Source organism: Mesorhizobium sp. M0207 (genome assembly GCF_040321995.1).
Classification (GTDB): Bacteria; Pseudomonadota; Alphaproteobacteria; order Rhizobiales; family Rhizobiaceae; genus Mesorhizobium.
The window spans coordinates 62,121-86,506 of the sequence record NZ_JAMYSQ010000027.1 but is presented as its reverse complement, the minus strand read 5'-3'; the positions used below and the strand labels follow the sequence as shown (position 1 = coordinate 86,506).

The 24,386-nt window shown below is 59.6% G+C and carries 19 protein-coding genes and 1 pseudogene; 15 read left to right on the top strand and 5 right to left on the bottom strand.

Annotated elements, in window-relative coordinates; all coding sequences use genetic code 11:
* Positions 1-67 precede the first annotated feature (67 nt).
* Positions 68-307, bottom strand: a complete 240-nt coding sequence (locus NKJ15_RS27335) for a helix-turn-helix domain-containing protein (protein ID WP_352818840.1) — start codon at positions 305-307, stop codon at positions 68-70.
* Between the two features lie 271 nt (positions 308-578).
* Here NKJ15_RS27335 and NKJ15_RS27330 point away from each other — a divergent pair, with 271 nt between their 5' ends.
* The 8 genes from NKJ15_RS27330 to NKJ15_RS27295 all read left to right on the top strand — a co-directional run bounded on the left by NKJ15_RS27330 (position 579) and on the right by NKJ15_RS27295 (position 10,512).
* Positions 579-1,367 carry a WecB/TagA/CpsF family glycosyltransferase gene (locus tag NKJ15_RS27330; protein WP_352473821.1) on the top strand — a complete coding sequence of 263 codons (789 nt, stop codon included), beginning with the start codon at positions 579-581 and terminating at the stop codon, positions 1,365-1,367.
* Positions 1,368-1,529: 162 nt separating this feature from the next.
* Positions 1,530-2,849: an oligosaccharide flippase family protein gene (locus NKJ15_RS27325; protein WP_352473820.1), complete on the top strand. Its 1,320-nt coding sequence runs from the start codon at positions 1,530-1,532 to the stop codon at positions 2,847-2,849.
* A gap of 10 nt (positions 2,850-2,859) precedes the next feature.
* On the top strand, positions 2,860-4,584 hold the full coding sequence (locus NKJ15_RS27320; protein WP_352473818.1) for a GumC family protein: 1,725 nt from the start codon (positions 2,860-2,862) through the stop codon (positions 4,582-4,584).
* The gene (locus NKJ15_RS27315; protein ID WP_352473817.1) at positions 4,581-5,921 is read left to right on the top strand and encodes a hypothetical protein; all 1,341 of its coding nucleotides are present in this window, start codon (positions 4,581-4,583) and stop codon (positions 5,919-5,921) included. The genes NKJ15_RS27320 and NKJ15_RS27315 overlap by 4 nt, the downstream gene beginning before the upstream one ends.
* A 296-nt stretch (positions 5,922-6,217) precedes the next feature.
* Entirely contained in the window at positions 6,218-7,495 is a 1,278-nt protein-coding gene (locus tag NKJ15_RS27310; RefSeq protein ID WP_352818837.1) for a polysaccharide biosynthesis/export family protein, read from the top strand.
* The gene (locus tag NKJ15_RS27305) at positions 7,401-8,699 is read left to right on the top strand and encodes a glycosyltransferase family 4 protein (RefSeq protein ID WP_352473815.1); all 1,299 of its coding nucleotides are present in this window, start codon (positions 7,401-7,403) and stop codon (positions 8,697-8,699) included. Before NKJ15_RS27310 ends, NKJ15_RS27305 begins: the two co-directional genes overlap by 95 nt.
* A 277-nt stretch (positions 8,700-8,976) precedes the next feature.
* Entirely contained in the window at positions 8,977-10,002 is a 1,026-nt protein-coding gene (locus NKJ15_RS27300; protein ID WP_352542502.1) for a glycosyltransferase family 4 protein, read from the top strand.
* A 105-nt stretch (positions 10,003-10,107) separates the two neighbouring features.
* Positions 10,108-10,512, top strand: coding sequence for a recombinase family protein (locus NKJ15_RS27295; RefSeq protein ID WP_352473812.1), 405 nt, complete (start codon positions 10,108-10,110; stop codon positions 10,510-10,512).
* Positions 10,513-10,531: 19 nt separating this feature from the next.
* On the opposite strand, the gene NKJ15_RS27290 is transcribed toward NKJ15_RS27295, so the two are convergent.
* A complete protein-coding gene (locus NKJ15_RS27290) occupies positions 10,532-11,443 on the bottom strand; it encodes a right-handed parallel beta-helix repeat-containing protein (protein WP_352818834.1) in 912 nt (303 codons plus the stop codon).
* 520 nt (positions 11,444-11,963) lie between these two features.
* On the opposite strand from NKJ15_RS27290, the gene NKJ15_RS27285 reads away from it, so the two are divergent.
* The 6 genes from NKJ15_RS27285 to NKJ15_RS27260 all read left to right on the top strand — a co-directional run bounded on the left by NKJ15_RS27285 (position 11,964) and on the right by NKJ15_RS27260 (position 19,613).
* The gene (locus NKJ15_RS27285) at positions 11,964-13,625 is read left to right on the top strand and encodes a GMC family oxidoreductase (protein ID WP_352473810.1); all 1,662 of its coding nucleotides are present in this window, start codon (positions 11,964-11,966) and stop codon (positions 13,623-13,625) included.
* A gap of 34 nt (positions 13,626-13,659) precedes the next feature.
* Entirely contained in the window at positions 13,660-14,820 is a 1,161-nt protein-coding gene (locus NKJ15_RS27280) for a glycosyltransferase (protein WP_352818831.1), read from the top strand.
* Positions 14,821-15,253: 433 nt separating this feature from the next.
* A complete protein-coding gene (locus tag NKJ15_RS27275; RefSeq protein ID WP_352542499.1) occupies positions 15,254-16,699 on the top strand; it encodes an undecaprenyl-phosphate glucose phosphotransferase in 1,446 nt (481 codons plus the stop codon).
* A gap of 410 nt (positions 16,700-17,109) precedes the next feature.
* Positions 17,110-18,270, top strand: a complete 1,161-nt coding sequence (locus tag NKJ15_RS27270) for a PqqD family peptide modification chaperone (protein ID WP_352818828.1) — start codon at positions 17,110-17,112, stop codon at positions 18,268-18,270.
* Positions 18,267-19,268, top strand: coding sequence for a nucleotidyltransferase family protein (locus tag NKJ15_RS27265; protein ID WP_352818825.1), 1,002 nt, complete (start codon positions 18,267-18,269; stop codon positions 19,266-19,268). The genes NKJ15_RS27270 and NKJ15_RS27265 overlap by 4 nt, the downstream gene beginning before the upstream one ends.
* Positions 19,269-19,373: 105 nt before the next feature.
* Positions 19,374-19,613 (top strand): hypothetical protein, encoded by a 240-nt coding sequence (locus NKJ15_RS27260; RefSeq protein WP_352542497.1) that lies wholly within the window; start codon positions 19,374-19,376, stop codon positions 19,611-19,613.
* A 1,201-nt stretch (positions 19,614-20,814) separates the two neighbouring features.
* Here NKJ15_RS27260 and NKJ15_RS27255 read toward each other — a convergent pair.
* The 3 genes and pseudogenes from NKJ15_RS27255 to NKJ15_RS27250 form a co-directional block, all read right to left on the bottom strand.
* Positions 20,815-21,234, bottom strand: coding sequence for a hypothetical protein (locus NKJ15_RS27255; RefSeq protein WP_352818853.1), 420 nt, complete (start codon positions 21,232-21,234; stop codon positions 20,815-20,817).
* Positions 21,235-21,242: 8 nt separating this feature from the next.
* A pseudogene (locus tag NKJ15_RS33075) lies at positions 21,243-21,361 on the bottom strand (IS481 family transposase); the annotation flags it as partial.
* Positions 21,362-21,625: 264 nt separating this feature from the next.
* A complete protein-coding gene (locus tag NKJ15_RS27250) occupies positions 21,626-23,368 on the bottom strand; it encodes a calcium-binding protein (protein ID WP_352818822.1) in 1,743 nt (580 codons plus the stop codon).
* A 419-nt stretch (positions 23,369-23,787) separates the two neighbouring features.
* Here NKJ15_RS27250 and NKJ15_RS27245 point away from each other — a divergent pair, with 419 nt between their 5' ends.
* On the top strand, positions 23,788-24,156 hold the full coding sequence (locus NKJ15_RS27245) for a hypothetical protein (RefSeq protein WP_352818819.1): 369 nt from the start codon (positions 23,788-23,790) through the stop codon (positions 24,154-24,156).
* Positions 24,157-24,386: the final 230 nt, after the last annotated feature.

Here is a 24,386-nt window from a genome sequence, read left to right as displayed (position 1 = left end):
GGGTTGATCGTACGACGATGGTGCCACCTCGCCGCTCCCCCGCATAGCTTCTCATGCATCAGAGCACTCAACAGCAAAAGGTGCGGGGAAATTCGCGCTTACCGTCAAGCGCTTCCGACGGCAATGCCGGCGCTGCACCGCCCGGGTCGTCCGCCTCACCTAGCCGGCGTACCGCTCGCGGCGGACCCATGCGACCGCGCAGAGCTGCTGGCCCGCCTGCACGAAACTGCTTCTGCCAGCGATAGAGACCCTTGCCAGAGATGCCGAGCTCCCGCGCCAACTTGCTCATATTGGCGCCCGCAGCCATGCGTTACACCGCCGCTCTCTTGAATTCGCCACTGAACCGCCGCCCCGGGTTCTTCTCTCCTCATCAGCTCTCCTTAACGAATGGAGAACTGTTACCCTTTTCGTGTCTCAGAATCGGGGTGCACCACACCGGTTCGGACAGGATATTCGGATATTCCTTTTAAGTACCTCCGATGAGCGCCGCCCGCCAGCTTCCCGTTCGGAATAGCATTTGCACTCGAAGTGCCCGCACGCTGTGATGATGGCTCACCATTGCAGCAATCGAGGGTGGCATGACAGAGCTCGCGATCGATCAGGGAGTGGTGCGCGAGCAAGTGCTTGGGGTACCCGTGCACGCGCTGGGCTTGGCGCAGGCAGTCAACTGCGTCTTCGACTGGGCCCTGCGGCGGGAGAGCCGAACGGTTTTCCTGTGCAATGCCCACAGTGTCGTCACCGCCCGCCGCAATCGCGCCCATGCCGAAGCGATGGATAGCGCCGATCTTGTCGCGCCCGATGGAGCGCCGGTGGCCTGGATGCTGAGACGGCAGGGACACGCGGATCAGCCGCGCATCGCCGGACCGGACCTGATGTGGATTTGTTGCCGGAGGGCATCGGAACTGGGCTCGGCAATGTTCCTGTACGGCGGCAGCCCGGGCACTCTCCAGCGTCTCGAACAGTGCATTCGAACCGAGTTTGCCGGCATAAACATCGTGGGCTCTTACTCACCTCCGCCCCGCCCTCTGTCGGCCGAGGAGGATGAGGCAGTGGTCGGAATGATCAATCAGTCCGGTGCGAGGATCATGTGGGTGGGGCTCGGATGTCCCAAGCAGGAAAGCTGGATGCAGGCGCATCGCGGCCGGATCAATGCGGTCATGTTAGGGGTAGGAGCAGCTTTCGATTTCCACGCCGGAGACGTCAAACGGGCGCCGCAATGGATGCAGAAGAGCGGGCTGGAATGGCTGCACCGGCTCTTCCAGGATCCCCGCCGGCTGGCGAGCAGGTATCTCGTGACGAACAGCCTGTTCATCCTGGCTTTGTTGCAGGCAACGCTGCTTCCCAGGCGCAGACTTCGTGACGGTTAGAGGGAGGCGGAACCAGTGAACACACTTGGACCGCCGTATTGCCGATCTGCGCCAACTTCTTCACGGCCGGCTGTTCTTTGGCGCTGCTTCTGGGAGGCGGCGCTGCCATATCTGGACTGGGTGGTTTGCATTGCCTCGACAGGCACCTGACTGGAGGCTACCATGACCCTGAGCAAACAGGCCGCCAGTCTGGCTGTCCTGCATGTCACCGACGTCCTGCAGCCGCTGATCATCTTGCCCTATGCCGGGCGTGTCCTCGGACCCATGAGTTTCGGGCGCTACGCGTATGCGCTCGCCATCGGACAACTCGCTGCCGTCGTTGTGGCCTATGGATTTCATTGGACGGCGCAGCGCAGGGTAGCTTCCCTCCGATACGAGCCGGCGGCGATCGCGTCCCTGGTTGCTCAGGTCATGGCCACCAAGGCAGTGCTGTTCATTGCCGTATGCCTGGTGGGCCTTGTGCTGGCCGGCGACGTGCTGGCGCTCAGTAGGCCGACATTCCTGTGCGCGATGCTCTCGGCCGCCGGCGGCATTATTTTTCCGGCATGGCTCTTCGTCGGCCTTGAACGCGCCTGGCAGGCGGCCGTCGCCGTGGTTGTTGCTCGCGTTCTGGCGCTCGTCTGTTTCGTCGCCATGGTCGCATCACCTGACCAGGTCGCACTCGCCGTTGCCATCCAGAGCGCAGTTCCCGTCGTCAGTGGCGTCATCTGCTTACCTTTCATCCTTCCCATTGGGTTCGGCGGCTTCAGGTCCGTCACGCTTTCGACGATTGGAATGCAGCTGCGCAATGGCTGGAGGGGATGCCTTTTCATAGCCGTGGAGACTGCCCTCGTCACCCTCCCTGTTGCCCTTGTCCAGCATTTCGCAGGCTATGTCGCAGCCGGGCAATATTCTGTCGCCGAAAAGTTTCTGTTAGCCTCGAGAGTATTTTTCAAGTTGCTTATGGATACTTTCATACCGAGGGTTTCATACTACGCTCATGTCGATCCGGCTGCCGGGGTTCGATTGATAAGAAGATCACTATTCACCGTAGCGGGCGGGGCGGCGATGAGTATTGGAATGTTCTTTATTGCTCCATACATAATTTTGATTCTGTTTGGAGATAAATTTTCAGGAGCGACACCTATAGTGCGTGCGATGGCTATCATACCATTTCTTATGAATATAAATACATTCACATCAAATGTATTTATGTTTAGTTACGGATATGAAAACGAATGGGCGGCCCTTAATGCAGCCGGTCTGCTAGTATTCCTGGTGGCCGCATATTCTTTGTCTTTCGTCATGGCGGAGCAAGCCATTGTTTACGCGATGGTGGCGAAGGAAGTCGTCGTGCTGGTGGTTTCAGCCGGCTTCTTCCTCATTGGCGGAGCGGCAGTCCTTCGCACGGCGGCGGCTTGCGACGCAGGCCGGGTGCGAGCACATCCCCCGGCGTCCCAATCCGCGCCGTTGGAGCACGAGGCCGATCGTTTCCAGTCGTAGGAGAGTCTGTATGTTCGCCACCGATCACTTCGTCGTTCAGCCGTCCGGGTCGCCTCACCAGCAGATACCTCCCAAGGATCGCGACGAGCTGACCGTGAAAGACATCTTGAGATTTATTCGAAGCAGTTGGCGCCTTTGCCTCCTCTGGATGGTTGTAAGCCTTGGTGTCGGCGGCGCATATACAGTCCTTTCGCCTGGATATTACAGCGCTTATGCGACGATCCTCCTTTCATCTCCGCCCGCTCCGCAACCGGGCGAAGCTCAGGCGGATGAGAGGGTCTATGTAGAGAGCCAGATACAGGTCATTCAGTCGGACGAAGTCGTCGGACGTGTTGTTGACCACACTGGCTTAGCGGAAGACGAAGAGTTTGTGACGGACGACAGCTTGCGCACCCGGATATCCAGCTATGTGCAGGGCCAATTGGCGTCTCACTTCGGCACCGAACTGCCGACGGCGGAGCCAAATATTCGGGATGAGGCGATGGTCCTTGTGAGGCGCGCGTTTTCCGTTCTTCAGATGGGTTCCTCCAGCGCCGTCGAGATCGGGGTCACCTCTTCCGATCCTCAGTTCTCCGCCATGCTCGCGAACGCGATCGCCGACGGTTACATCGGAAATCAGCGCGAGCGCAGGCAGGCGGCTGGCGCGGAAGAAGCATCTGATCTGCACAAGCGGCTGGCGGAACTTCGGGAAAAGGCTTTTGTGACCGAATCACTGAAGGAACTCCAATCGGACCCTGAATCTGCGGAGAGGGCAAGAGTCCTTTTCCGCGAGCAGCAGAGCGCGGCCGAGGTTTATCGCTCGCTTTACAATGCCCTTCTGCAGCGGACCCTCTCCGATTTTAGCGCCTCGTCGCTGATCCCGAGCGCAAGGGTCATCACCGCGGCCGAACCGCCTCGCCAACGCAGTTGGCCGCCACCCGTCCTGATGGTAGCCCTCTCCGTTATGGCCGGTGGGGTTGCCGGCGTTGGTCACGCATTGATCAGGCAAGCAATGAACCACCGCCTGATAACGGTCGAGGATGTGCACAGGTCGACCGGCCTTGATCGGATTGTAGGGATACGCAGAATTCCCCGCCGCAGGTGGAATGTTGTGGGGCCATGCGAGCAGTCTTTGCAGCCCGTCTACTCAAAGGACGCTCCCGAGCTTCACAGCTCGCTGAGCAAAATTGCCAGCCGTATGCGCGGAGTTCAGGGCCGCCAAGGCGGATTTGTAATCGGCGTTGCTTCACCCCTCGCCAAGTCCGGAAGCTCCACGGTGGCGGTTCATCTCGCAAGGCTCATTGCGGCGACCGGGCAAAAGACACTGCTCATTGATGCCAATTGGCAAAAGCCATCGATGAACCAACCAATGGTGAACGCGGAGCCAGGTCGCAAGCTCGCAAGGGCGTTTGCCATCATTCCCGCGCATCAGGGAGGGCTGGAAGTTCTGGTTCTCAGGCCCACCGGGTCAATCTCCGAGTTGAATGCCTCGCTCTCCATCTCCGCTGCACTCCAGCATCTGCAGCAAGAATACAGTTGTATAGTGGTTGATTTTCACAGCACCGATCGCATCGCTGATCTGGAAGCTGCCATGGGCGTCATCAACGAGGTCCTTTTGGTGTTGCAGGCACGCCGCACTTTCGCGGATCACCTCAAGGGAATCCTGCGCATCATCCCTGCAGAGAAACTCTCGGCAGTAATTTTGACCAGGATGAACCGTGCGGCTTTCAGTCCTAACCGGGAATACAGGCCATGACCTCGCCAGCGACATTGTCACGCAGGAAGGGTTCAAAGCCGGTCGACCTCGTTTCCAGCCATTCCCCTGACGTGCTCGACTACACCCTCTTTCTCTCGGGCATTTGGCTGGCCTGCGCCCTCGCAATATCCCTGCGCCTGCTTGGCCTTTTCTTCATAGTGGTCCCGGTCGGTGTCTGTCTGGCCTATGCCTTGCTGCGGCAGACGGTGCCGCCTCGTCTGCTCGCGGTCTACACCGCCTTCTGCCTCTTCATTGCCCTGCTGTCCAGATACAGGCTGATGCCGGATTCCTGGCAGGTTCACTTCCTTCAAGAAGCAGTCACAAGGCAAATCGTCCCGATTGTTGGATTCTTCGCCGTCGCATGGGCGTCCAAGGCTTATTTCCGCCGCAGGCTGATGAGCGGCAATGCCTTTTTTGGTGCACCCGTTTTCCTGTTCCTGTCTCTCGTTGTCGCGCCGGCGGTGATGTTTCAGCAGGACGTGCAATATCCGCGCGCATCTGGGCAAGCCGCGATAGTGATTCTTTATGGTGCGCTGATCAACAACATGGTCATTGCCGTGTTTTTCATTGCAGGCGGTATCTTTCTGACGAACGACTGGCGCCGATACGGCGGCATTTTGCTCCTTTTGGGCATAGCCCTCGCCAGCCCCTTGGCTCAGTTCAAGGTGCTTGCGGTCACGACGATCGTCATTCTGATTGGCGTGCCCGGCCGGTTGATGGCCGCAGCTTTGGCGACCGCACTGACTTCGGCTTATGCCGTCGGGCTCAACTTCATACCTCAAACCTTTGCTCTGGACCCGAACTCCGGGATCCGACTCGCGTTCATTTCGGACGCACTCGTATCCGTCGCGGATACATACGGGTTTGGCATCGGATTTGGGAGGGAATCTGTCCGATGGCGATACGAGTTTCCCGGATTCGAGGATATTACCTTTCTTCCCGACACCCATAATATTACGCATGCCAGAATGCTTGAGGTACTCTCGACAGGAATTCACAATTCGTTCTTTCAAGCCATATTGCGGACGGGGGTCATTGGTTTCATTTTGATCGTGTCTGCCATTTTGGTGGCCTTCCCGCCAAATCGACTGCCACGCGGTGTTCGCAATCATGCGTCCACGGTCTTCATCACGATTTTCCTCGCCATGTTCGTCAATCCGGCCCTGGAGAGCCCTCTACAGATTGTGGGAATTGCTTTCTCATACGGCTATTTGATTGCGCTTCGCGCCAGCGTTCCGGCCTTGGCTGTGGAACTTCCTCCAGTTGAACCGGATCGAACGCAGCATTACGCTTGTTCATACATCGGAACGAACATGGATGCGGCCCTCCCGACATAGGGCAGGCTATCGGTCTCGGTAGAAGGGATCGCGTTGTACGATTTTGGCGCGGCAGGAGCGGGGGAGCCGTCCACTGATGTGCCCGCTCATGCGGCGGCGCCGTGCCGGTCCATCAGGAGTGCCTCGAAAGAGCCAGCGAGCCAGCCATTTTGCCTCGGCCTCGGCTATGCCTCTTCTGGTAGCATAGGGCCATCCACTGCGCAGGTTCGCCCGCGCGGGGAGAAACCCGTAATAAGCCGCCCGTAGAGATACGGGGGCAACCCGTTGGGGGACCCATGAAGCTGTTGAGATCCTTGTTGTCGGCGCTGTCGATGACCATGGCTTCGACCCGCCTCGCTTCGTTTGCTGGCGCCATCGCTCTGATTCCGACAGCGGCACTTGCCGACTACAAGCTAAAGCCCGGAGATACGCTGGAAGTATCGGTCCCTGGTATTCCGGATTTCAGGCAGCGATTGCTGATCGGAGTGGACGGCGAGGTGAACTTGGCGCTGGTTGGAGCGGTTCAAATCAGCGGCCTTTCCGTTCAACAAGCGCAGGAAATAATCGCCGGCAGTCTCGCCAGCAAGCCCTATCGGCGGGGGACCGAGGACGGCCGTGAAATAACGCAGCTGATCCAGACGGACCAGGTCTTCGTTTCGCTTGCCGAATACCGGCCCATCTATGTTTATGGTGATGTGGCCAGGCCGGGAGAGTACATCTTCCGGCCGGGTATGACTGTCCGACAGTCTGTGGCGGTTGCGGGTGGCTACAGCGCTGCCCAGGTTCGCATCGCCAATCCGCTCATGGAAGCGGCCGATTTCCGTTCCGAGTACAAAGCCCTATGGGCGCAATTCGCAACGGAACAGGTTCGCATTTGGCGCCTTCGCACCGAACTCGGCGAAGAAGTCGAACATGTCGAGAACGCACCGGTGCCTGAGGCGCTCGCCGAACGATTGAAGCAAACGGCAACAGCGCATATCGAAGCTCGTCAGTCAGACAGTGAAAAGGACAAGGAGCTTCTGCGACGTGCTGTCGAGGAGGCTAACATGCAACTGGGGCTCCTGTCTGAAAAGAAGAAGAAGGACGAGGAGGGAAGCCAGGCCGACACCGACGACTACGAGAGAGTCAGGACGCTGTTTCAGAAGGGCCTGGCGGCGACCACGCGCCTATCTGAAGCCCGTCGAGCGGCGCTTATGTCATCAACCCAACTGCTCGATACGATCGTCCAGGCATCGAACATCGAGCGCCAGCGCGGCGAATATGTCAGACAGATGAACAAGATCGACAGTGAACGACGAATCGCGGCCTTGGGAGAGCTACAGGAGGCCTATATGAATCTGGCCCAGACCTCGGCGCGTCTTGAGGGTACTGCGCAGAAGCTGGCGCTTACAGGTCAAGCGCAATCCACCTTGCTGATAGCCGCGGGTCGGCCCGAGATAACAGTGCATAGAAAGCGAGAGCAGGGCGCCGAGACGCTCCCTGGCAGCGAAGATCTCGGGCTTGCGCCCGGCGACGTTGTGGAGGTCGTTTTGCCAAAGGTCGACTTTTCCGGAGCCGTCGCGTCGTCGCCACCGGCGTCCGGGATGCCGAATTGAGATTCGGACGTGGCGGACTGCGATGCGCGTCTTAATGGTTCATAATTTCTACCAGATAAGGGCCGGAGAGGACAGCGTGGTTCGGGAGGAGCTCGCGTGCCTCAAGCAGAATGGGGTCGACGTCGAGCTGTTCTCCGCCACGAATGACGATATCGTGTCGGTCGCGCGGAAGATTTCTAGCGCCGTGGGGGTCATCTACAACCCTCATTCACGGCGGACCCTGTCCCGAAAATTGGCGGAATTTTCACCGGATGTCGTCCATATCCACAATTTCTTTCCTCTCCTGAGCCCCTCCATCCTGGATGCGTGCCGCGAGGCCGGCGTGCCATCAGTGATGACCTTGCACAATTTCAGGATTCTCTGTCCCAGCGCCTTGCTTTATCCCGATGAGAGGCTTCGGGAGCGAAGTCTCCGCCACGCCTGCTGGTGGACTGTTCCGAAGAAGGTCTACAGGAATTCCCTGGCGGGCACGCTCGCCGTCGCCGCAATGGTCGAGTTTCACAAGCGGGCCGGCACCTGGTCCCGCAAGGTCGACCGCTTCATTGCCCTTACCGACTGGGCCAGGCACAAGCTTGTGGAAGGCGGCCTGCCGGCCGAACGCATCGTCGTCAAGCCGAATGCGGTTGCCAGGCCGCCGATCTTCGGTGACCTTCGTCGCAATGGAGGGCTGTTCGTCGGACGACTGGATGAGCACCACAAGGGAGTGGCCACGCTGCTCGAGGCGTGGAAGGAGATCGACTATCCGCTGCGGATCATCGGCGACGGGCCGTTGGCTCCGCTCGTCGAGCAGTCTGCGGGCGAGCGCGTGGAATATCTCGGGCGTCAGTCGCGCGACACGGTGCTGAAGGAGATGCAGGCTGCAGCATTCCTGCTCTTTCCGTCGAAAGGCTATGAATTGTTTCCCATGACCGTCATCGAGGCCTTCGCAAGCCGGCTGCCGGTCATCTGCACGGATTTGCCGTGGATCAAGGGGGTCGTTGAGCCAGACGTCACCGGCCTTGTCGTTCCTGTCGGCAATGCCGGCGCGTTGGCCGATCAGGTGCGCTGGGCGCTTTCAAACCGATCTGCCTTGCAGGAAGTGGCAGGCAGGGCCTATGCCGCCTATCAGGAGCGGTACACGCCCGAAGCAAACTTCAATCGGCTGATGGCCATCTATGAACCCCTGGTCAGGCGCCCGATCCGGGCCTTAGCGGCAGTGTCGTGAGGTGGGCCGGAACATGGGCTGGCAGGAACCGACCAGGGCGGCCCATAGGGCAGACCAAGCTTCACGCGTCAACAAGCGCAGTGCGGGCCGGGGTACTCCCCATTTGCTCGAGGATCGATCCTGCCGCCTCGCATACTTCGGCGAGGTCCTCTTTTGCTTCCATTGCTGAAACACGGTGCCACTGGAGGCTGCGGCCGCCCGCAGGCACCTGTTGTCACGGTTCGATCGAATGCGCATTGTCTTGACCCGGCGCGAACCTTTGGATTCACCTGATGGTGTGAGCATCTTCATTGTGGCACTTGCCCAGGCGTTGCTCGAACTGGGGCACCAGGTGCAGATCGTGGTCGGCACCTTCGAAAGCGCGAAATTCCAGCGACTTCTTTCGCCTCGCCTCAAGTTGCCGATAATCGGATTGAGCCGCACGCGGTTGACCGGACCGGCCTCAGTCGCGGCATGGCTGCGGGCGATCGGTATCATCAATCGGTTCCGGCCGGACCTTGTCATCCACAGCGAGACGGTGCCGCTACCGCTGCGTGGCACGATCGTCCAGGTCGTTCACGATCTCGAGAGGCGGAAAGGGCCGCTTGCGGCAGTATGGCGAGCCATTCGACGCGCGAGCATGCGGCGCTGCCACTACGTCGTCGCCTCCACGACCGAGCTTCAGGAGGAACTGGTGCGAGATCTTGGGCTGCCAAGCGACCAAATCCTGAAAATTCCCAAATGCATCGATCGCCAGTCATATGCGTCTCGTGGGCTGGCAGAGCGCGAGCGGGCAATCCTCCATGCCGGCACGTCGCCCTACAAGGTGCCAGAGGCGACGATCCGGGCATTCGGCGCCCTCAACGACCCTTCCGTACGGCTCTACCTGACGGGTGACATCACACGACCGGTGACGAAGGCGGTCGACGCTCTTCCTGAAGCGATACGGGGGCACGTGGTCCTTCTCGGGATGGCAGAGGGAGCACGCGTTCGCGAACTACACAGCCGCGTTCGCGTCGCCGCTTTCCCCACGCGCTATACGGTCCCTGTCGCCTCGGCAACGGTGATGGAGGCGATCGCCACCGGCACGCCCATCGTCGGGTCTTCAAGGCTCAGCCGGGATCTGCTCGCGGATGGCGTGAATGGGGCAGTGGTCGAACCACAGGCCGAGGCGATGGCCGCAGCGCTGAAGGCTGTGCTGGACGATGATGACCTTTGGTCGCGTTTGTCGGCAGGTGCCGGCCAGTGGGTGGGACGGTTCGATGCACAGGGAGTCGCAAAGCAATATCTCGAGCTCGCGGATCTCTGCGGACATGGGAGATGACAAAGGGACTGCCGAGCCGCAGCGGCATTCAGGCTCGCAGATCGTCAGCGGCTTCCTCGGGCACCTTGGACCCTCGCTGAAAGCTTCTTACGATTGGGGATTGCGATGATCATCGGCTACTGTCGTATCAACACCTTCGAACCCGCTGCCAGGCTGGAGGCGCAAAAGCTTTATCTTGCCCGCTTGGGAGCCGAGAAGTTCTTCTGCGAGAAGACTGGCATATTCGGTTCGACGCCGGAGCTCGAGAGGGCGATCGCATGTGTCAGGAAAGGAGACGTGATTGCGGTCACGAAGCCGTACCGTGTTGCGCGCACAACCCGCGAAGTGCTGGCGCTCATCGAAAGGCTTGGCAGCAAGCATGTCGGTCTTCGCATCGTCGACACACCTATCGATACGAGCACGACGACGGGACGCATGATTCTTGCATCAGCGCCTCTCTGGACGCTTGGGATGTCGCCGTCGCGGTCAATGCTGTCAGACCTGCTTCTCTTTTGGCGTCGTCGTCGATAGGGCCACATCGGATCTCTGCTCACTGCCAGTTGAAGGCAAGCCGCAATGGCGGTCTGGGATCAAACGGCTTGCGCTCGATGGACCAACCGGCATGCACGGCCGCCCTTTGCCAGATGAGGTTGCGGGGACTGGCGAGCGCGTAGACGCAGCAGTCCCTAACACTGTGCTTTTCAGCGCCTTCTGATATCCGGGTATGGAACGACAGGCCGTTGGATGTCGGGGCGTCCCTGCCGTCCCGTGGCTCATTGTAGGTGTCCCGGCTCCGGCAGCGGTTGAACGAACAACCGCCACTGCCGACCTTGCCCTGCGGAACGGCCGAGAAGGCGCCGTTGCCCTGTTGAACGGCATCGACGTCATCGACCCGGCAATTGAAGCTTCCCTCCAGCATGACGCCAGCGCCCGTGGGACTGTTGTTGTAGAAGACGAGTCCACGTCGAATTGTACAGCGATCCGAGTGAAAGGCGGAAATGTTGTCCTCGGTCCAGGAGGTGGGACCGTTCTCGGCCGAGAATTCTTCCAGGCTCGTATCCGGAGAGCGGTCGAACTGCACATTCTGTCCACGGGGGAACGGCCCGCGCGCGTCGTGGAGTTCGAGGAAGCTCATCTGGGTGCCTGGACAGTCGAAGACATAGATATTGGAGGAGCCGCGGGACGCCTTGACACGGATGATGATCGCATCGGGGCAGCTTTCCAGCTCTATGTTGTTGCGGTTCTGGCTTGGTTCGGTCCCCGGGGGAACGCCGACATGATCGATCTCGAGATCCTGCAAGCGTATTCCGGCGGCTCCGCGGGCGTATATTCCGCTGCCCATGGCATGACGAATGCGGCAGCTGCGTACGATGACGCCCTGATGGAGTGCCGTGACCCCGTTGCCATAGGGGGCGTAAATGTCAAGGTTTTCAATGATCTGCCCATCCGCGCGCGTGAGCACGGGTCCACTTGGACGCGCAAGGGAGACGGCACCCCCGAACCATTTATCGCCCGATCGCCCCTGGGCCAGGGGCACCGCTGCACCGACGGCACCCGAGGCAGGCAGCGCTAGCAGCCCGGCAAGGAGACGGCGCCGATTAAGGCGCCGGGGTTCAAGAGACTGCCGGCCGCGCAACATGAAATTTATCAGCCCGCCCGGTTCGGGTGCCAAACGTCGATTCGGCTTGTGCGGAGACGTCGAGGTGGCCAACGCGATGCAGATAAACCCTACCTCTCGGCAAGGCGGCTTCTTCGGTCAGGTTGTCGTCAGGCATCCCCATTTTTCCCCTGTGCGCCAGCGGCGCAGGTTCGCGAAGAATGCACATCGGCGGCAGGCTTATGCACGCACAGCACTTCGCACACCATCTCTCCATTCTGGCCGCCGCGAAAGCCCTCCATAAGGCTTAACTCCGATGGGCAAAGTGCCATCGGCCGGATTCCCTGCCATTCTCTGAAGCTGGTAATAAGCGGAGCGCGAGGCGATGTCGGTTGAAGCGGACGTCTTTGACTATGTGATCGTCGGAGCCGGGGCGGCAGGCTGCGTCTTGGCCAATCGTCTGGCGGCTGATGGGACCAATATGGTCTGCCTGCTCGAGGCGGGCCCGGCCGACAGCAGCATCCTTCTGCACATTCCGGCGGGACTCTACAAGACATCCTCGAATCCGAAATATGCCTGGCAGTTCGACACGGAGCCTAGTCCGGGGACGGCCAACCGTTCTATTCCGATGTCGCAGGGCAAGACACTAGGCGGTTCGACCGCAATTAACGGGATGAACTACAACCGCGGCGCGGCTGCAGACTTCGACGAGTGGGCCCACCAGGGCAATCGAGGCTGGGGCTACGCCGACGTGCTGTCCTATTTCAAGAGAACCGAGCGGAGGCTTGGGGCATGCGATCCCTTCTACCGCGGGACGGACGGACTGCTTCCAGTTACAGATTGCGATTGGCGACATCCACTGTGTGATGCATTCATCGAGGCCGCGCTCAATGCCGGCATCCCGCGTAATCCCGACTACAATGCGGCAAGCCAGGCCGGTGTGGGCTACTATCAGCGCTATATCGATAACGGATGGCGCGTGAGCGCAGCGCGGGCTTTCCTACGGCCGATCGCCAGAAAGAAGAACTTGGACGTCCGCACGAACGCGCAGGCCACGGCCGTCCTGTTCGAGGGAAAGCGTGCCATCGGCGTTCGATATGGACGAGGGGGGCCGGGTCATCCCACCAGCTGTGTGAAGGCCCGTCGAGAGGTGATCCTCTCCGCTGGCGCGGCGAACTCACCAAAGCTGCTGCAGCTGTCAGGCGTGGGTGCTGCGAGAATGCTCTCCGGCCTTGGAATTCCGGTTGTGCACGAATCCCCCGGTGTCGGTGCAAATGTTCAGGACCACTACATAGTCCACCTGATCGCCCGGGTGGAGGGCATCGAAACGGTCAGCGGACACGGCTTCGCCCTCCTGCGCGAGGCAGCGAAATGGATGCTGGGCCGCCCGAACTTTCTCGCCGTCAGCCCGTCGCTCGTCTACGGGTTCGTCAACTCGCGGGATCTTCACTCCACCCCCGATATCCAGCTTGACCTTGCCCTGGGCAATTATACCGATCACGGCGGCGCGCGGCGGTTGCCGGTCATCAAGCTTGGCTATTATCAGTTGCGACCGAAGAGCGTCGGACATGTTCGGGCGGTCTCGGCAGATCCGTCACAAGCGCCGCTGATCCAGCCCAACTATCTCGCCGATGATCAGGACCGACAGGTCGTCATCAACGGCATGAAGACTGTGCAGCAGCTGTTTCGGGCCCCCGAGCTCAGGCGCTACAACTGCACGGAAGAGCTTCCCGGCCCGAAAACAACGGACGACGCCGACCGGCTGCAGTTTGCCCGCGAAACCGGGCTGACAGCCTATCATTTGTGCGGATCGTGCCGGATGGGCCCATCCGCTAGTGTTGAATCTGTCGTGGACGACCAGTTGCGGGTCCACGGCCTCGAGGGCCTGCGGGTCGTTGATGCTTCCATTATGCCCTCCGTTCCCTCGGCCAACACTTCGGCCGCTGTCTTTATGATCGCGGAAAAGGCAGCAGACATGATCCTGGGTCGGCAACCCCTCCCGGCACTGGAGCACTATGCGCCGGGCCAACCTGCGGCGGCCGAATAGTTGAAAGTCGAATGACAAGTGCCGGGAGAATTCCTTGAAGAGACGTACACTGGTTGCCTCTGAATTCAATGCGAAGGACCGGGCTCACTTTGCGTCGGCGTATGAGTTTTGCCGCATCGTTGCCGAATGCGAGGACGCCGATCTGATCGCCCCTGGCATCGACAACTACCTAACGAGACGCTTTCACGCCGTTTTGCCAAAGCACGACCCTCACAACGTCCAGCGTGACTTCAACAGACTGACAAACGCGTTTCGCAAAGGGCTGGGGTTAATGAATGCGCCAAGCATTGAGCATGTTCGGCTCACGCAAGATTATGACCTTTTCTTCTTCGTCGCCTGGAGTCCGCAAAGCCTTGTAGAATTGTCTCGGATCCACGACTGGCGCCGCCGATGCAAGGTTGCTGTCGCGTATCTGTTCGAGCTCTGGTCGAGCACTCTCGAAGAGGACCGCCGATATCTGAAGCTCCTGGACCAGTTCGACCACGTGTTCCTGTTGCACAGCGCGTGCATACCTCGCCTGCCTCAATACACCCGCACGCCCTGTTCCTTCCTTGCCACGGCCGTCGACGGCCTCATTGCAACGCCGTACCTATCGCCGGTCAAACGCGTGATCGACGTATACTCGATCGGGAACCGAGCCGCGAAGATACACCGACAGCTTCTGAAGCTGGCCGAAGAGCGGGACCTCTTCTATCTCTACGACACGCTCGCAAGCACAGATTCCCGGGTGAAGGCGTGGCATGAGCATCGTTTGCTGCTCGCCAATATCATCAGGCGCACGCGCTATTTCATGGCTTTCAGTCCAGCGACGCTTGCAAACTCGAAGGCCGTCACGGTTGCCGGCGAGCAGGTGCTGCCTGCCCGTCTTTTCGAAGGGGCCGCGGGGGGCGCCGTCATGCTTGGGACCGCGCCGCAATGCGCCGAATTCGGCGCGCACTTCGACTGGCCAGACGCAGTGATCGAGGTATCACCAGACTCGAGCCATATCGCAGACGTAATTGGCGAACTCGACGCAAACCCCTGCCGTACGGAATTGTTGCGCCGGACAAGTACGGTCCGTTGCCTGGAGATGCACGATTGGGTCTACCGTTGGGATCACATCCTAGCCACGATCGGCATGCAGCCGCTCCCACGCCTCCACGTTCGCAAGCTCCAGCTGCGACGGATCGCCGCCGATGCTATGGCGCTCGCCTAGACGATCAGGCCCTAAAATGAGACCCGGTTTCGGGTTCGGCGCTCAGCGGTGCCCAAAAAAGAGAAGAGCGGCAGTTTCGAACCGGTCGCTTCCGTTGGAGCGTCCGCCGCTCCAGGCCTGCGCGCGAGAGCATATCATTTCGAGGTACTCGAAAGGCTAACAGGCGCCGGAAGTGGGCAAGGAAGGTCGATGTGTCGGCCGGCTCTACCCTTTGGGGTTAGAGCTTATGCCGAATTGGATTCGCGCAGTGTCGCTGCCATTCTCTGGCCATTCCCCGTGCTACCGCAGCCACCGCAATCGAACTTCGCGTGAAGGGGCAATGATCGCAGGCGAGGGGTGCCACGTCACGCTGGGCACTCCGGTGGTTTTCAGCAGAGGAGGGGGGTCGTCCGATGTTGGTCGATGAATGCGGCTTCGAACGCAGGTGAACGTCATGGCACTTCTTCATGAAGGCCCCCGTGCGGGCGCCACGTCAAACGCACCGCGGTGGAACGCGCCCCTCAAGGTCAATGTTCTTCTGCAGTCGTCTCCGCTTCTCGAGGCAATGTCCGTCGTGCTGCTCAGCATCGGCTCGGGAATGGTATATGATCTTGTGAGTTTCGGACATTTCGGCGAGTACGGCCGGAACTTCGGGCTCGGTGTTGTTGTAGCCGCCCTTTTTTCGACTTCCGCATATGCGCGCGGCCTGTATCTGAGTTCCGAGCTGCGGTCGCTGGCCTCTCAGATCAAGGAGGTCGCGCTGATCTGGACGGCGGTCTTTCTTTGCCTGTCGGTTGTGGCGCTTGCACTCAAGGTGGGAGACATGTTTTCGCGCCAAGCCCTCATGCTGTTCTTCGTGACGGGACTTGGCGGCATCATCTTCGTGCGCCTTGGCGCCGGACGACTGTTTGCCTCGCTGACCAGGTCGGACATGCTTGCCAAACCGCAAGTAGTGATCGTAACGCAATCGGACGTGCGCGTGCCAAGCGGCGTTGTCCAGGCAATCGAGGCTTCCGGATGCCAGGTCTGCCAAACGATTACATTGCCTGCTGCATCCAGCGAGAGCTCGCTCCTTGAGTGTATGGATAAGCTCATTGAACATGTGCGTCGGCGTTCGGTCGACGAGATAGTCCTTGCTGTCAGTTGGGCTGACATATCCCTGATTGAGAAAATCACGGCCCACCTTTGCGTGGTCGCGGTACCCGTAAGGCTCCTACCGGACCACGTCGTTAGCGCACTCTTGAAGCGACCTGTCGTCAACCTGGGGGGGACGAGGGCGATAGAATTGCAAAGCGCGCCCCTGACGGCGCCTCAGCTCCTGATGAAGCGGCTCTTCGATCTTGTGCTGACCACTGTCGCCCTCCCATTTCTTCTGCCCCCTTTGGCCGTTGTTGCGGCGCTGATTGCGCTCGAATCCAGGGCGCCGGTGCTCTTCTGTCAGCGTCGGGCCGGGTTCAATGGCCGCACGTTCAAGATCTATAAGTTCCGAACGATGACGATCCTGGAGGACGGGCCCATTGTCCATCAAGCCTGCAGGGGCGATCCCCGCGTCACCCGCGTTGGGCGCATATTGAGAAGGTTTAGTATCGACGAGATTCCACAGCTATGGAACGTGCTGAAGGGCGACATGTCGTTGGTAGGCCCACGGCCGCACGCGCTCGCGCATGACAGCGAATACAGCCAGATCATCTCTCTTTATCCGGCTCGGCACAAGGTGAAGCCGGGGGTCACCGGCTGGGCACAAATAAATGGCTGGCGCGGCGCGACGCCTGATGTTTACATGATGATCAAGCGTGTCGAACACGATATGTGGTACGTCAACAACTGGTCGGTCTGGCTCGACGTAAAGATCCTGCTTCTGACCATCCCCCGCATCTGGACGGGGCGAAACGCCGTCTAGCCCAACTTTGCCGATTTATGTGGCAAGTGATTGATTTGCAAGGAGTGGCGGCTGGCCGACGACCCATCGATTAACTGCCAAGCGACACCCCACTCGGAAAAAGCGAACCTCTTCTTCGGTATAAATTGAATACGACTTTGGGTGAGGCTCGACACCATGAGAGGTGCGGCTCTACTACAAAAGGCGCTGTTACAGAACAACTGAATGCAAGCGATGATCAGGGCGAAAAACAGCGACCGCTCAATGCATAACCTGCGACTTCAAGCAAAAGTGCCCGCACGGCAACGGCGTTGGCAAGTTACCGCTTTGGGAGCGGAGGGGGAATGCCATGAAGATCGTGTCTCTCTGGTCGTGAGTTCCACTCGAATCGAACGATCTCCACGCCCAGACAAACGAGGATGACGGCTTCTGTGAGCCCGCAACAAACCCGAACCACTGACCGAACTGCGGGGCCTCCCCTTGTAGAGTACGCTACGGCGAGGTTAGTTCCCCAAGGTCGGCTTGCATGCATCAAAGGGCAAAACATCCTGCTCAGTTCAACGCAGGGGGTAGTCTTTGCGCTCAATGACACTGCGGCGGATATCTGGCGCTCGCTTGAAGAAGGCGTGCCGGTCCAGGCTATCTTGGGCGAGATGGCAGCCCGTGGCGTTGATAGGCAAGAGGCCTATGGCTATGTCGAGGCTGCCCTTCAAGACTGGGAACGGCTCGGCCTAATCCAGCCTGCTCCACCGCCGTGCCCAACCGCAGCTCATCAACATATCTGCCAGGTCGTTGCTGTTCCAGGCGTGTGTGTGCGCATACTGTATCCGGCTGCCGTCGCCTTTCCGGCCGCGACCGTATTTCAGCATCTCGAAGTTCGAAACAGGGCCGTCGACGTCCTGTTCCATCTGGTTGAGCGTGGGCAGCGAATCCACCTGTTCCGGGATGGCCACTGGACTAATTCCTGTGGTCGAGACCAGATACCGATTATGGTCAAAGGGCAACTGCTGGCCGAAGTGCTTGGGCACAGTGAATATGAACTCGCCCTGCATGCGGCGGCGCTGTTCAAGAACGGCCGCACGCTCCTCCTTTGTGGTAACCCTGGCTCGGGCAAGACGACCCTGACATTGGCGCTGGTCCACGCGGGGTTTGGCTTCGCGGCAGACGATGTGACACTTCTCGACTCGGCCGGACAGAGTATCGGCCTTGCTTTTGCGCCTTCAGTCAAATCGGGATCATGGTCCATTCTCGGACAATATTTCCCCGAACTCGGCAGGTCTCGGGTTTACCGGCGTCCCGATCGCAGGCGTGTGCGTTTTCTTGTGCCTAGGGATCATGTCCCTACCGTTCCCCGGCCCGTGGGCTGGGTGGTCTTGCTCTGTCGGACACAGGATGCCAAACCTTCCCTGCGCGTGATCGACCCGAGCGAGATCCTGGGTGGCTTGCTGAACGGCGCCTTTGCGCGGAATAAAGAGCTAAGTAGCACTGCATTCGACGCTCTTTGCCAAGTCATCCGCTCGGCAGAGGGCTTTTGCCTGACCTATGCCAAATTGGGTGACGGGTTGGAACTGCTGAAGGCGGCGTGCCGATGAAGCCTACCAGGGATGCGTTCGAGGCCCTGATCGCGGGACTTAACGGGCGCCTGGTGGTAACGGCCGACTGGCTGGCGGTAATTGCACTCGCCAACCACACTCTGCTTACGCCCGTCTTGTGCGCCACTCTTGCGCACACGGGCCAGCTTGACCGGCTCCCCGAAGGGGTGGGCCAGTATCTTCAGTTCATTTACGGCTGCAACCGGGAACGCAATTTGCGCTTGCGCAGGCAGCTGAACGAAGCCGTTGCTGCCCTCAATCAGGGGAGCGTCGTTCCGGTCCTGCTCAAAGGGGCCGTTCCCTTGTTCCTTTCGTCGAGCGGCAGGGTTCCCGACAGAATCATGAGCGATCTCGACTTGGCTGTGGAAACGACAAAAGAAGGGGCTGCCCGGGCTTGTCTTGCCAAGCTTGGCTACGCCGAAGTGACGGTCGCTGGTGGCATGGCGCGCCCGCAAGATGTCGGTCTCCTGGAGCTCCGGCCGTACCGGGAAATTGACCGCGAGCCCCCGAGGCTTGCCCGCCGTCACGGGCTTAGGGCGAAAATCCCCGCCCCACAGTCTAGGGCCCTCCACTGGATCATGCATGATCTCATCAAGGAGGCGGACTACTGGCGCGGAAGGACCGACTTTCGCCACCTTTATGATCTGGCACGGCTGGCGGAGCAGCATAAGCTGGATTGGGCGGAGCTCCGAACATCCTTGCCCGATCAGAATGCGCGGAATGCGTTCGATACTCAACTCTTGGCCTTGAGTCACTTCTTTGGCGTCATAGCACCGGCGCAATATGTGCGGCGTCCCTTGGTTCGCTTTCAACACTGGCGGCGCGTCTTCCCCTTGTACCATCCCGTCCTCGGCGTTCCATTGCGCCTGGTCGGCAATTCGCTGTGGGGTATGTGGCGACTCCTACATGGCGATGGCTGGGGCCGACGGAGTCCGCTCGACTTTGGACGCCGCGCAACCAGCATCCTCCTTGACGGCGATCTCGGGTCAAAAGTGTAGTAATACTTAATTTCCTGGTTGTATCTTGATGGCGCCTTGTCTTCACAAAAGGCATATGTCAAGTTAGAGCGTTGGAGTTGTTACACAAGGATAGGAGTACATTCGATGAAGAGCGGGAAGTCTTCCAAAGGAAATACAGACAGCCAGGTGCCGGAAGAACAGGCGCGTCGAGAATTTCTAAAGAACGCCGGGCGTTTTGCTGTTGTAACACCTCCATCCATTGCTCTGTTGCTTGGCACGAGCTTAAACTCGCAAGCTATTGCCGCATCGCATGGCGCGCGTCCCGGGAATGGATTCGGCGACACGGGCCACGTCCACTCTGGTCCTCCTGGGCAAAATCCTTAGAATGGTTGCTTTGGTCGTTCTGACCGTTCCTCGTCTCTGCGGTCTATCCTGATCCCGGCATACCGGGCCTGAGTTTCTCGCGGACCTGTTCGGGGAACTGAGAGACCTGCACGGAACCTTTCAATTCGTAGTAGGGCTCACGCGTCACTTCCTCATGGGGCGCGTCCGCCGGCAACGGTCTGCACCTCGCCGATCGCGACCGGCGTCGAGCGAGCCTTGAACGAAGGCAGTCGCATCTCGGCAGGAAGGCCCTCGGCAACATTGTTGATGAGTTGATGTCGACAGGCGACTCTTCGCCGGACGGTCAAGTGTCGTCATCAGGGATGATCTCCATCAAGGTTTCGCCGGCGCGAACCTACGGCTCCTATCGTGTGTACCTTAAAGCCGACAACGCTCCCGGACCGCGGTGCGCGCTCGGTCGGTTGAGCACGTCATCTGCAACGTGCAGCTTTTCGCCAGCTTCGGCGAGGTTGGCGACTTGTCTCGGCAATCGTGACTAGTTGCTGCCGTCGCTCGTCGGCCCGAACGTAGCGCCGGCACCGCGGCAGCCCGTCTGGGATGGAGGGCGCGCCGGACGGCCGGCGTCAGAGGCAGGCGTCCGGCAATCGGCGGGTTCTCCTGGAATATGCTTTCCAGGCGCACATGGGCGCTGCGCGCCGACGCGATACTTTTCCATTGCATGATCTCGTCGGGGCAAGCGCCCGACCATAATGAGTGACGCCGCAAACAGGACGCGCCCCGGAGATTTCCTGGTTAATAGCCAGGTACGCACCGACTCCCATTATGGCCGTTTGAATGGCCATGCGCAGAAACTTGGATAACGCAAGAAGAGTGCCGCCGCGCTTGCCCGCGCTGACGGACTAACCGAGCCCTTCCTCGGGGATACCGGTGCACGATGACCGTAACAGCGGGCCTATCCCGAGCCGCCGGCGCTACCGTCGGCCGTTCCCAAAGCGGCCTGACGGCATGCTACGACGGCTCGCTATGGCGCAAGATGTCGACGAGACCGAAGTACGATCGGGTAGGTTGGCGTGGAAAAGGCGGGGCTGTGGGCTCTGGATGCCCGCGCATCTGCCTTCCTGCTGGTTAGGAGAGGGACAGCCCGCCAGGCGGTCAATTGTAGGTTGGCCGACAGACGGGTGCTCCCGCGGCGCAACCGGACGCGTTTGCCTGGAGAGAAGCAAACACCGGTTTCCTGCGGCTATAAGGCTTGCCGCGGCGCATATGCGGAATCGGCGGCTCGCTCGCAGAGACGATAGAGCTGTTCCCGACCCGCTACGCAGATCTGAGCCTTTAGCGATCCGACCGGATCGTAATGCCGCATGGATAAACTCGGAATTACACGAACTTGTCTCAGTGCCGAGGCGTCCGCTGCTTCGAGGATCAGAGTATCCGTTCGATGAGAAGCCATGTCGCGCGACGCCGGCGACCCAGGCGCCGGCAATGACGCAGTCGACACGTTATAGCCCGCGGGCAGTCGCAGGATGAAATCGTGAACGCCGGCGAGCGATGCCCGCTCCATGGGGATAGCCGGATCGGCGAGCGCGATGTTCTCGCGAATGGACCGGTTGAAGAGCATGTTCTCTTCAAAACGACGCCGATCTACATCGACCAGCTTCACAGGCCGGCTCGCTTCGACACACCATAGGCCTGCGCCGCAAGGCTTGGGAAAGATGTCGCTCGATGGCCGAACGAGCCAGTTCCTCTCGACGCCACGGCGTCAGACGGGCATTCTTGTGAATATTGATTTAGTACCCTCCGGTGAGTGCTGAAAGTCTGTAACTCCAGTCTCCTCGGTTCGGTCCGCGTGAACTACGGAAAGCTCACAACTCGAGTCTGTTCCATCCCGATGATATCGGGATGGAACTCCATGAGCGTGATCTTCTCCGAAACCGGGCTCCCCTTTTTGGTACGCTGACCTTCGGTTCGGGATCATGGCTTTGAGGTACTGTGATCCAGTCCCTATTTGCCAGGGCAGCCCCTCGCGGGATATTGGTTCCCCGCGTAGTCCTTCAGGTCACAAAGAACGAGGCTGCGGTGAGCGACAGATGTGGGGAGAGGGTGGCGAACTGCGTTTGAGATGCGCCGCCGGCCCCGTCATCGTCGAAAGAGAGAGCCCCGGTTTCACTGTTGTAGATGATATGATCGGAGCTGTCATGCGCGGCTGCACCTACAAAGAAAGCTTTGAACGGAAGCCCTCCCGACTGAAGCCCGGCAAAAACGGTATCGCTGAGATGGAAAGTGTCCTGGGAGCGCTTGAAGTCGGTGATCTTGTCGACATTGCCGGCTCCAAGAGCCGTATTGAACGAGAAGGCATCGTGGCCTCCGTAACCGGTCAAAACGTCGGCGCCGAGTCCGCCGTTGATGACATTGTTGCCGGCATTGCCCTCGATGGTCTGGGCGAACTCGTTGCCGGTGGTGCTCATCGCCTGCGTGCCGGACGGGTTGTTGGTGGCGAGATGCTCGATCTCCGAGCCGGCCGAAAGCGCATAGCTCACCGAGGCGATCACACTGTCGTTACCGCCGTCCACAGCCTCAACCGCCTTCTCGTTGGCATTATCGACATTGTAAGTGTCGTTGCCGCCATAGCCGATCATCGCGTGGCCGCTGGTTCCATGCAATACATCGGCGCCGCCGGTGCCGTACAAGGTGCCATCGCTGGTGCCGCCGGAAGGAGCGGCAATCCCGGTTCCAGACCCAGTTTCGGTCCCGGTCGAGCCAGTGATTGGCGGGGTGACGTTCGCGCCCGTGACAGCGTCGGTCGAGCTATCCCCTGCGTAGTCCCAGGTGAACTGGTTGTCGACGTGTGCCGCTGGGGTGGCGGTGGGATCCTCGTGCACGTCGGCTACGACCGCCTTTGACGCGTCCCAGATGGTGTTGTTGGGATTGCCAGGGTTGGTGTAGCTCGAGTTCAGGACGCTGACCCCGCCGGAGCTTACATTCCAGATCAGTCCATTCGACGAGGGCAGCCCGCGGCCTTGATCCTCATTGATACCGTCGAACGACCTCGTGTGATCGAAGGTCACATCGCTCGCGTAGGAAGAGAACGCGCCATTGCCCTGATGGATGGCGTCAACGTGATCCACCCTGCCGCCGGTCGATCCGTTCTCGAACATAACGGCCACGCCGGTCTGAGAGTTGTTACCGTCGATCACCCCATTTGAGATCGTCGTATTCGGGCTGCCATATACCGAGACGATGTCCTCCGGATGCGAACTGCCGGCGTCGTTTACGGCATAGAAGTCGGTTAGCGAACTATTGCCCGAGTTGTTGAACTGGACGAACTGACCGCGCGGCATTGGGCCATGGAAGTCGTAGCCATCGACGTGTGAAAGACTCGCGCCGGGCGAGTTCACGAGATAGATGCCAGTCGAGCCTTCCCGCACTGTGGTGTTATGAACGGTCAAGTTCGAGGCGTTTTCTGCGTTGATGTTGTTGATGTTCGGGCTCGTCTCGGGGTCGATTCCCGCCGGCGGGTCGGCGTTGATGACTTCGGTGTTCTCGATCGTGACGCCGTTTGCGCCCGATACCACCACCCCGTCACCTTCGACGTGATGAATAAGACAATTGCGCAGGATGACATTGTCGTGCGTAATCGTGACCGCGTCCCCGTTGGTGACGTAGATGTCAAGATTTTCAATCACCTGGCCATCATACTGCGATTGGATCGGTGTCGTGGTGTAGGTAAGACCCTGCGCCGGCTGCGTCGTTGCCGTCGACGCGGAAACGGTGGAAATGGGAGCTTCGGTCGTCACTCGGCTGCCTCCGTCGTCGCGCGTAAGTTGTTCAACCATTCCGAGTGTGTTCGCAGTATTTCCTTGTAGCGACTCATCGATCTCATGTGTTTCTCCAGTTAAGCAGTAATCTGTATAAGTATCTACAAAGACACTCACGGGCAATAAAACGAAGATCTATCGTCTTAACGAAATTCTGACAATACAACCAGAAATTTCATATGGGATATAATGCTAACGTTCATGACCATAATGCGGCCTTGATAAGGCTATACTGAGACTCTCCCGGGCGATTGGCGTTGCGCTCAAGCTTGCGCCTACGTCGAATTGCAAACGTCGTCTAGTATGTCGGATTACGTGTGAACTTACCCCCGAGGACAGGAGACAAGGTCATGCACGCATGAACGTTACCGGCACGGGTCCGGCACAGCTCGAAACAGGTGATCTACGAGGGCTATCCTGAATCGGCTACAACTACCGACCGACCTGCACGCTGCCATCGGCGTGAGCAACTGCAACGGCTTCCCGCACTCGTCACGCGGCGGCGGCAGCTTGCGGCGCAATTCGGTGCGCGCCTTCGCGACATCGCCGAACTGGAGACACCTACCGAGCCTTGCTGGACTCGCAGCAATTGGCAAAGCTACTGTGTGAAATTCCCCCACTGGTTCGACCAGCGGCCCGTCTGCCTCCGGGAGGGCATGCCCTATTGCGATACCGCGGCGATGCGGGAGCACCTCGCCGAGATCAGTCGGAGCGCCGACGACGGCGCGCATGCGGTGCTGATCCTGATCAGGCCGGATCGCAAGTGACGCGGCCGGACAACATCACTCTGATGTTCGTGCCGCGCGCTCACTGGAACTGAACCCAGTCGAAAACCTGCGGCAATTCATGACAAGGGGCTCTCCAACCGTATATTCAAGGACTACGACGAGATCCTCAATCATTGCTGCGCCGCTAGGAACAAGCTCCTTTTCTGCGCATTTCGCAAAAACGGGACAGTCGTTCCGCTAAATCGCGGACAGCAGTTTCACTAAGTCGC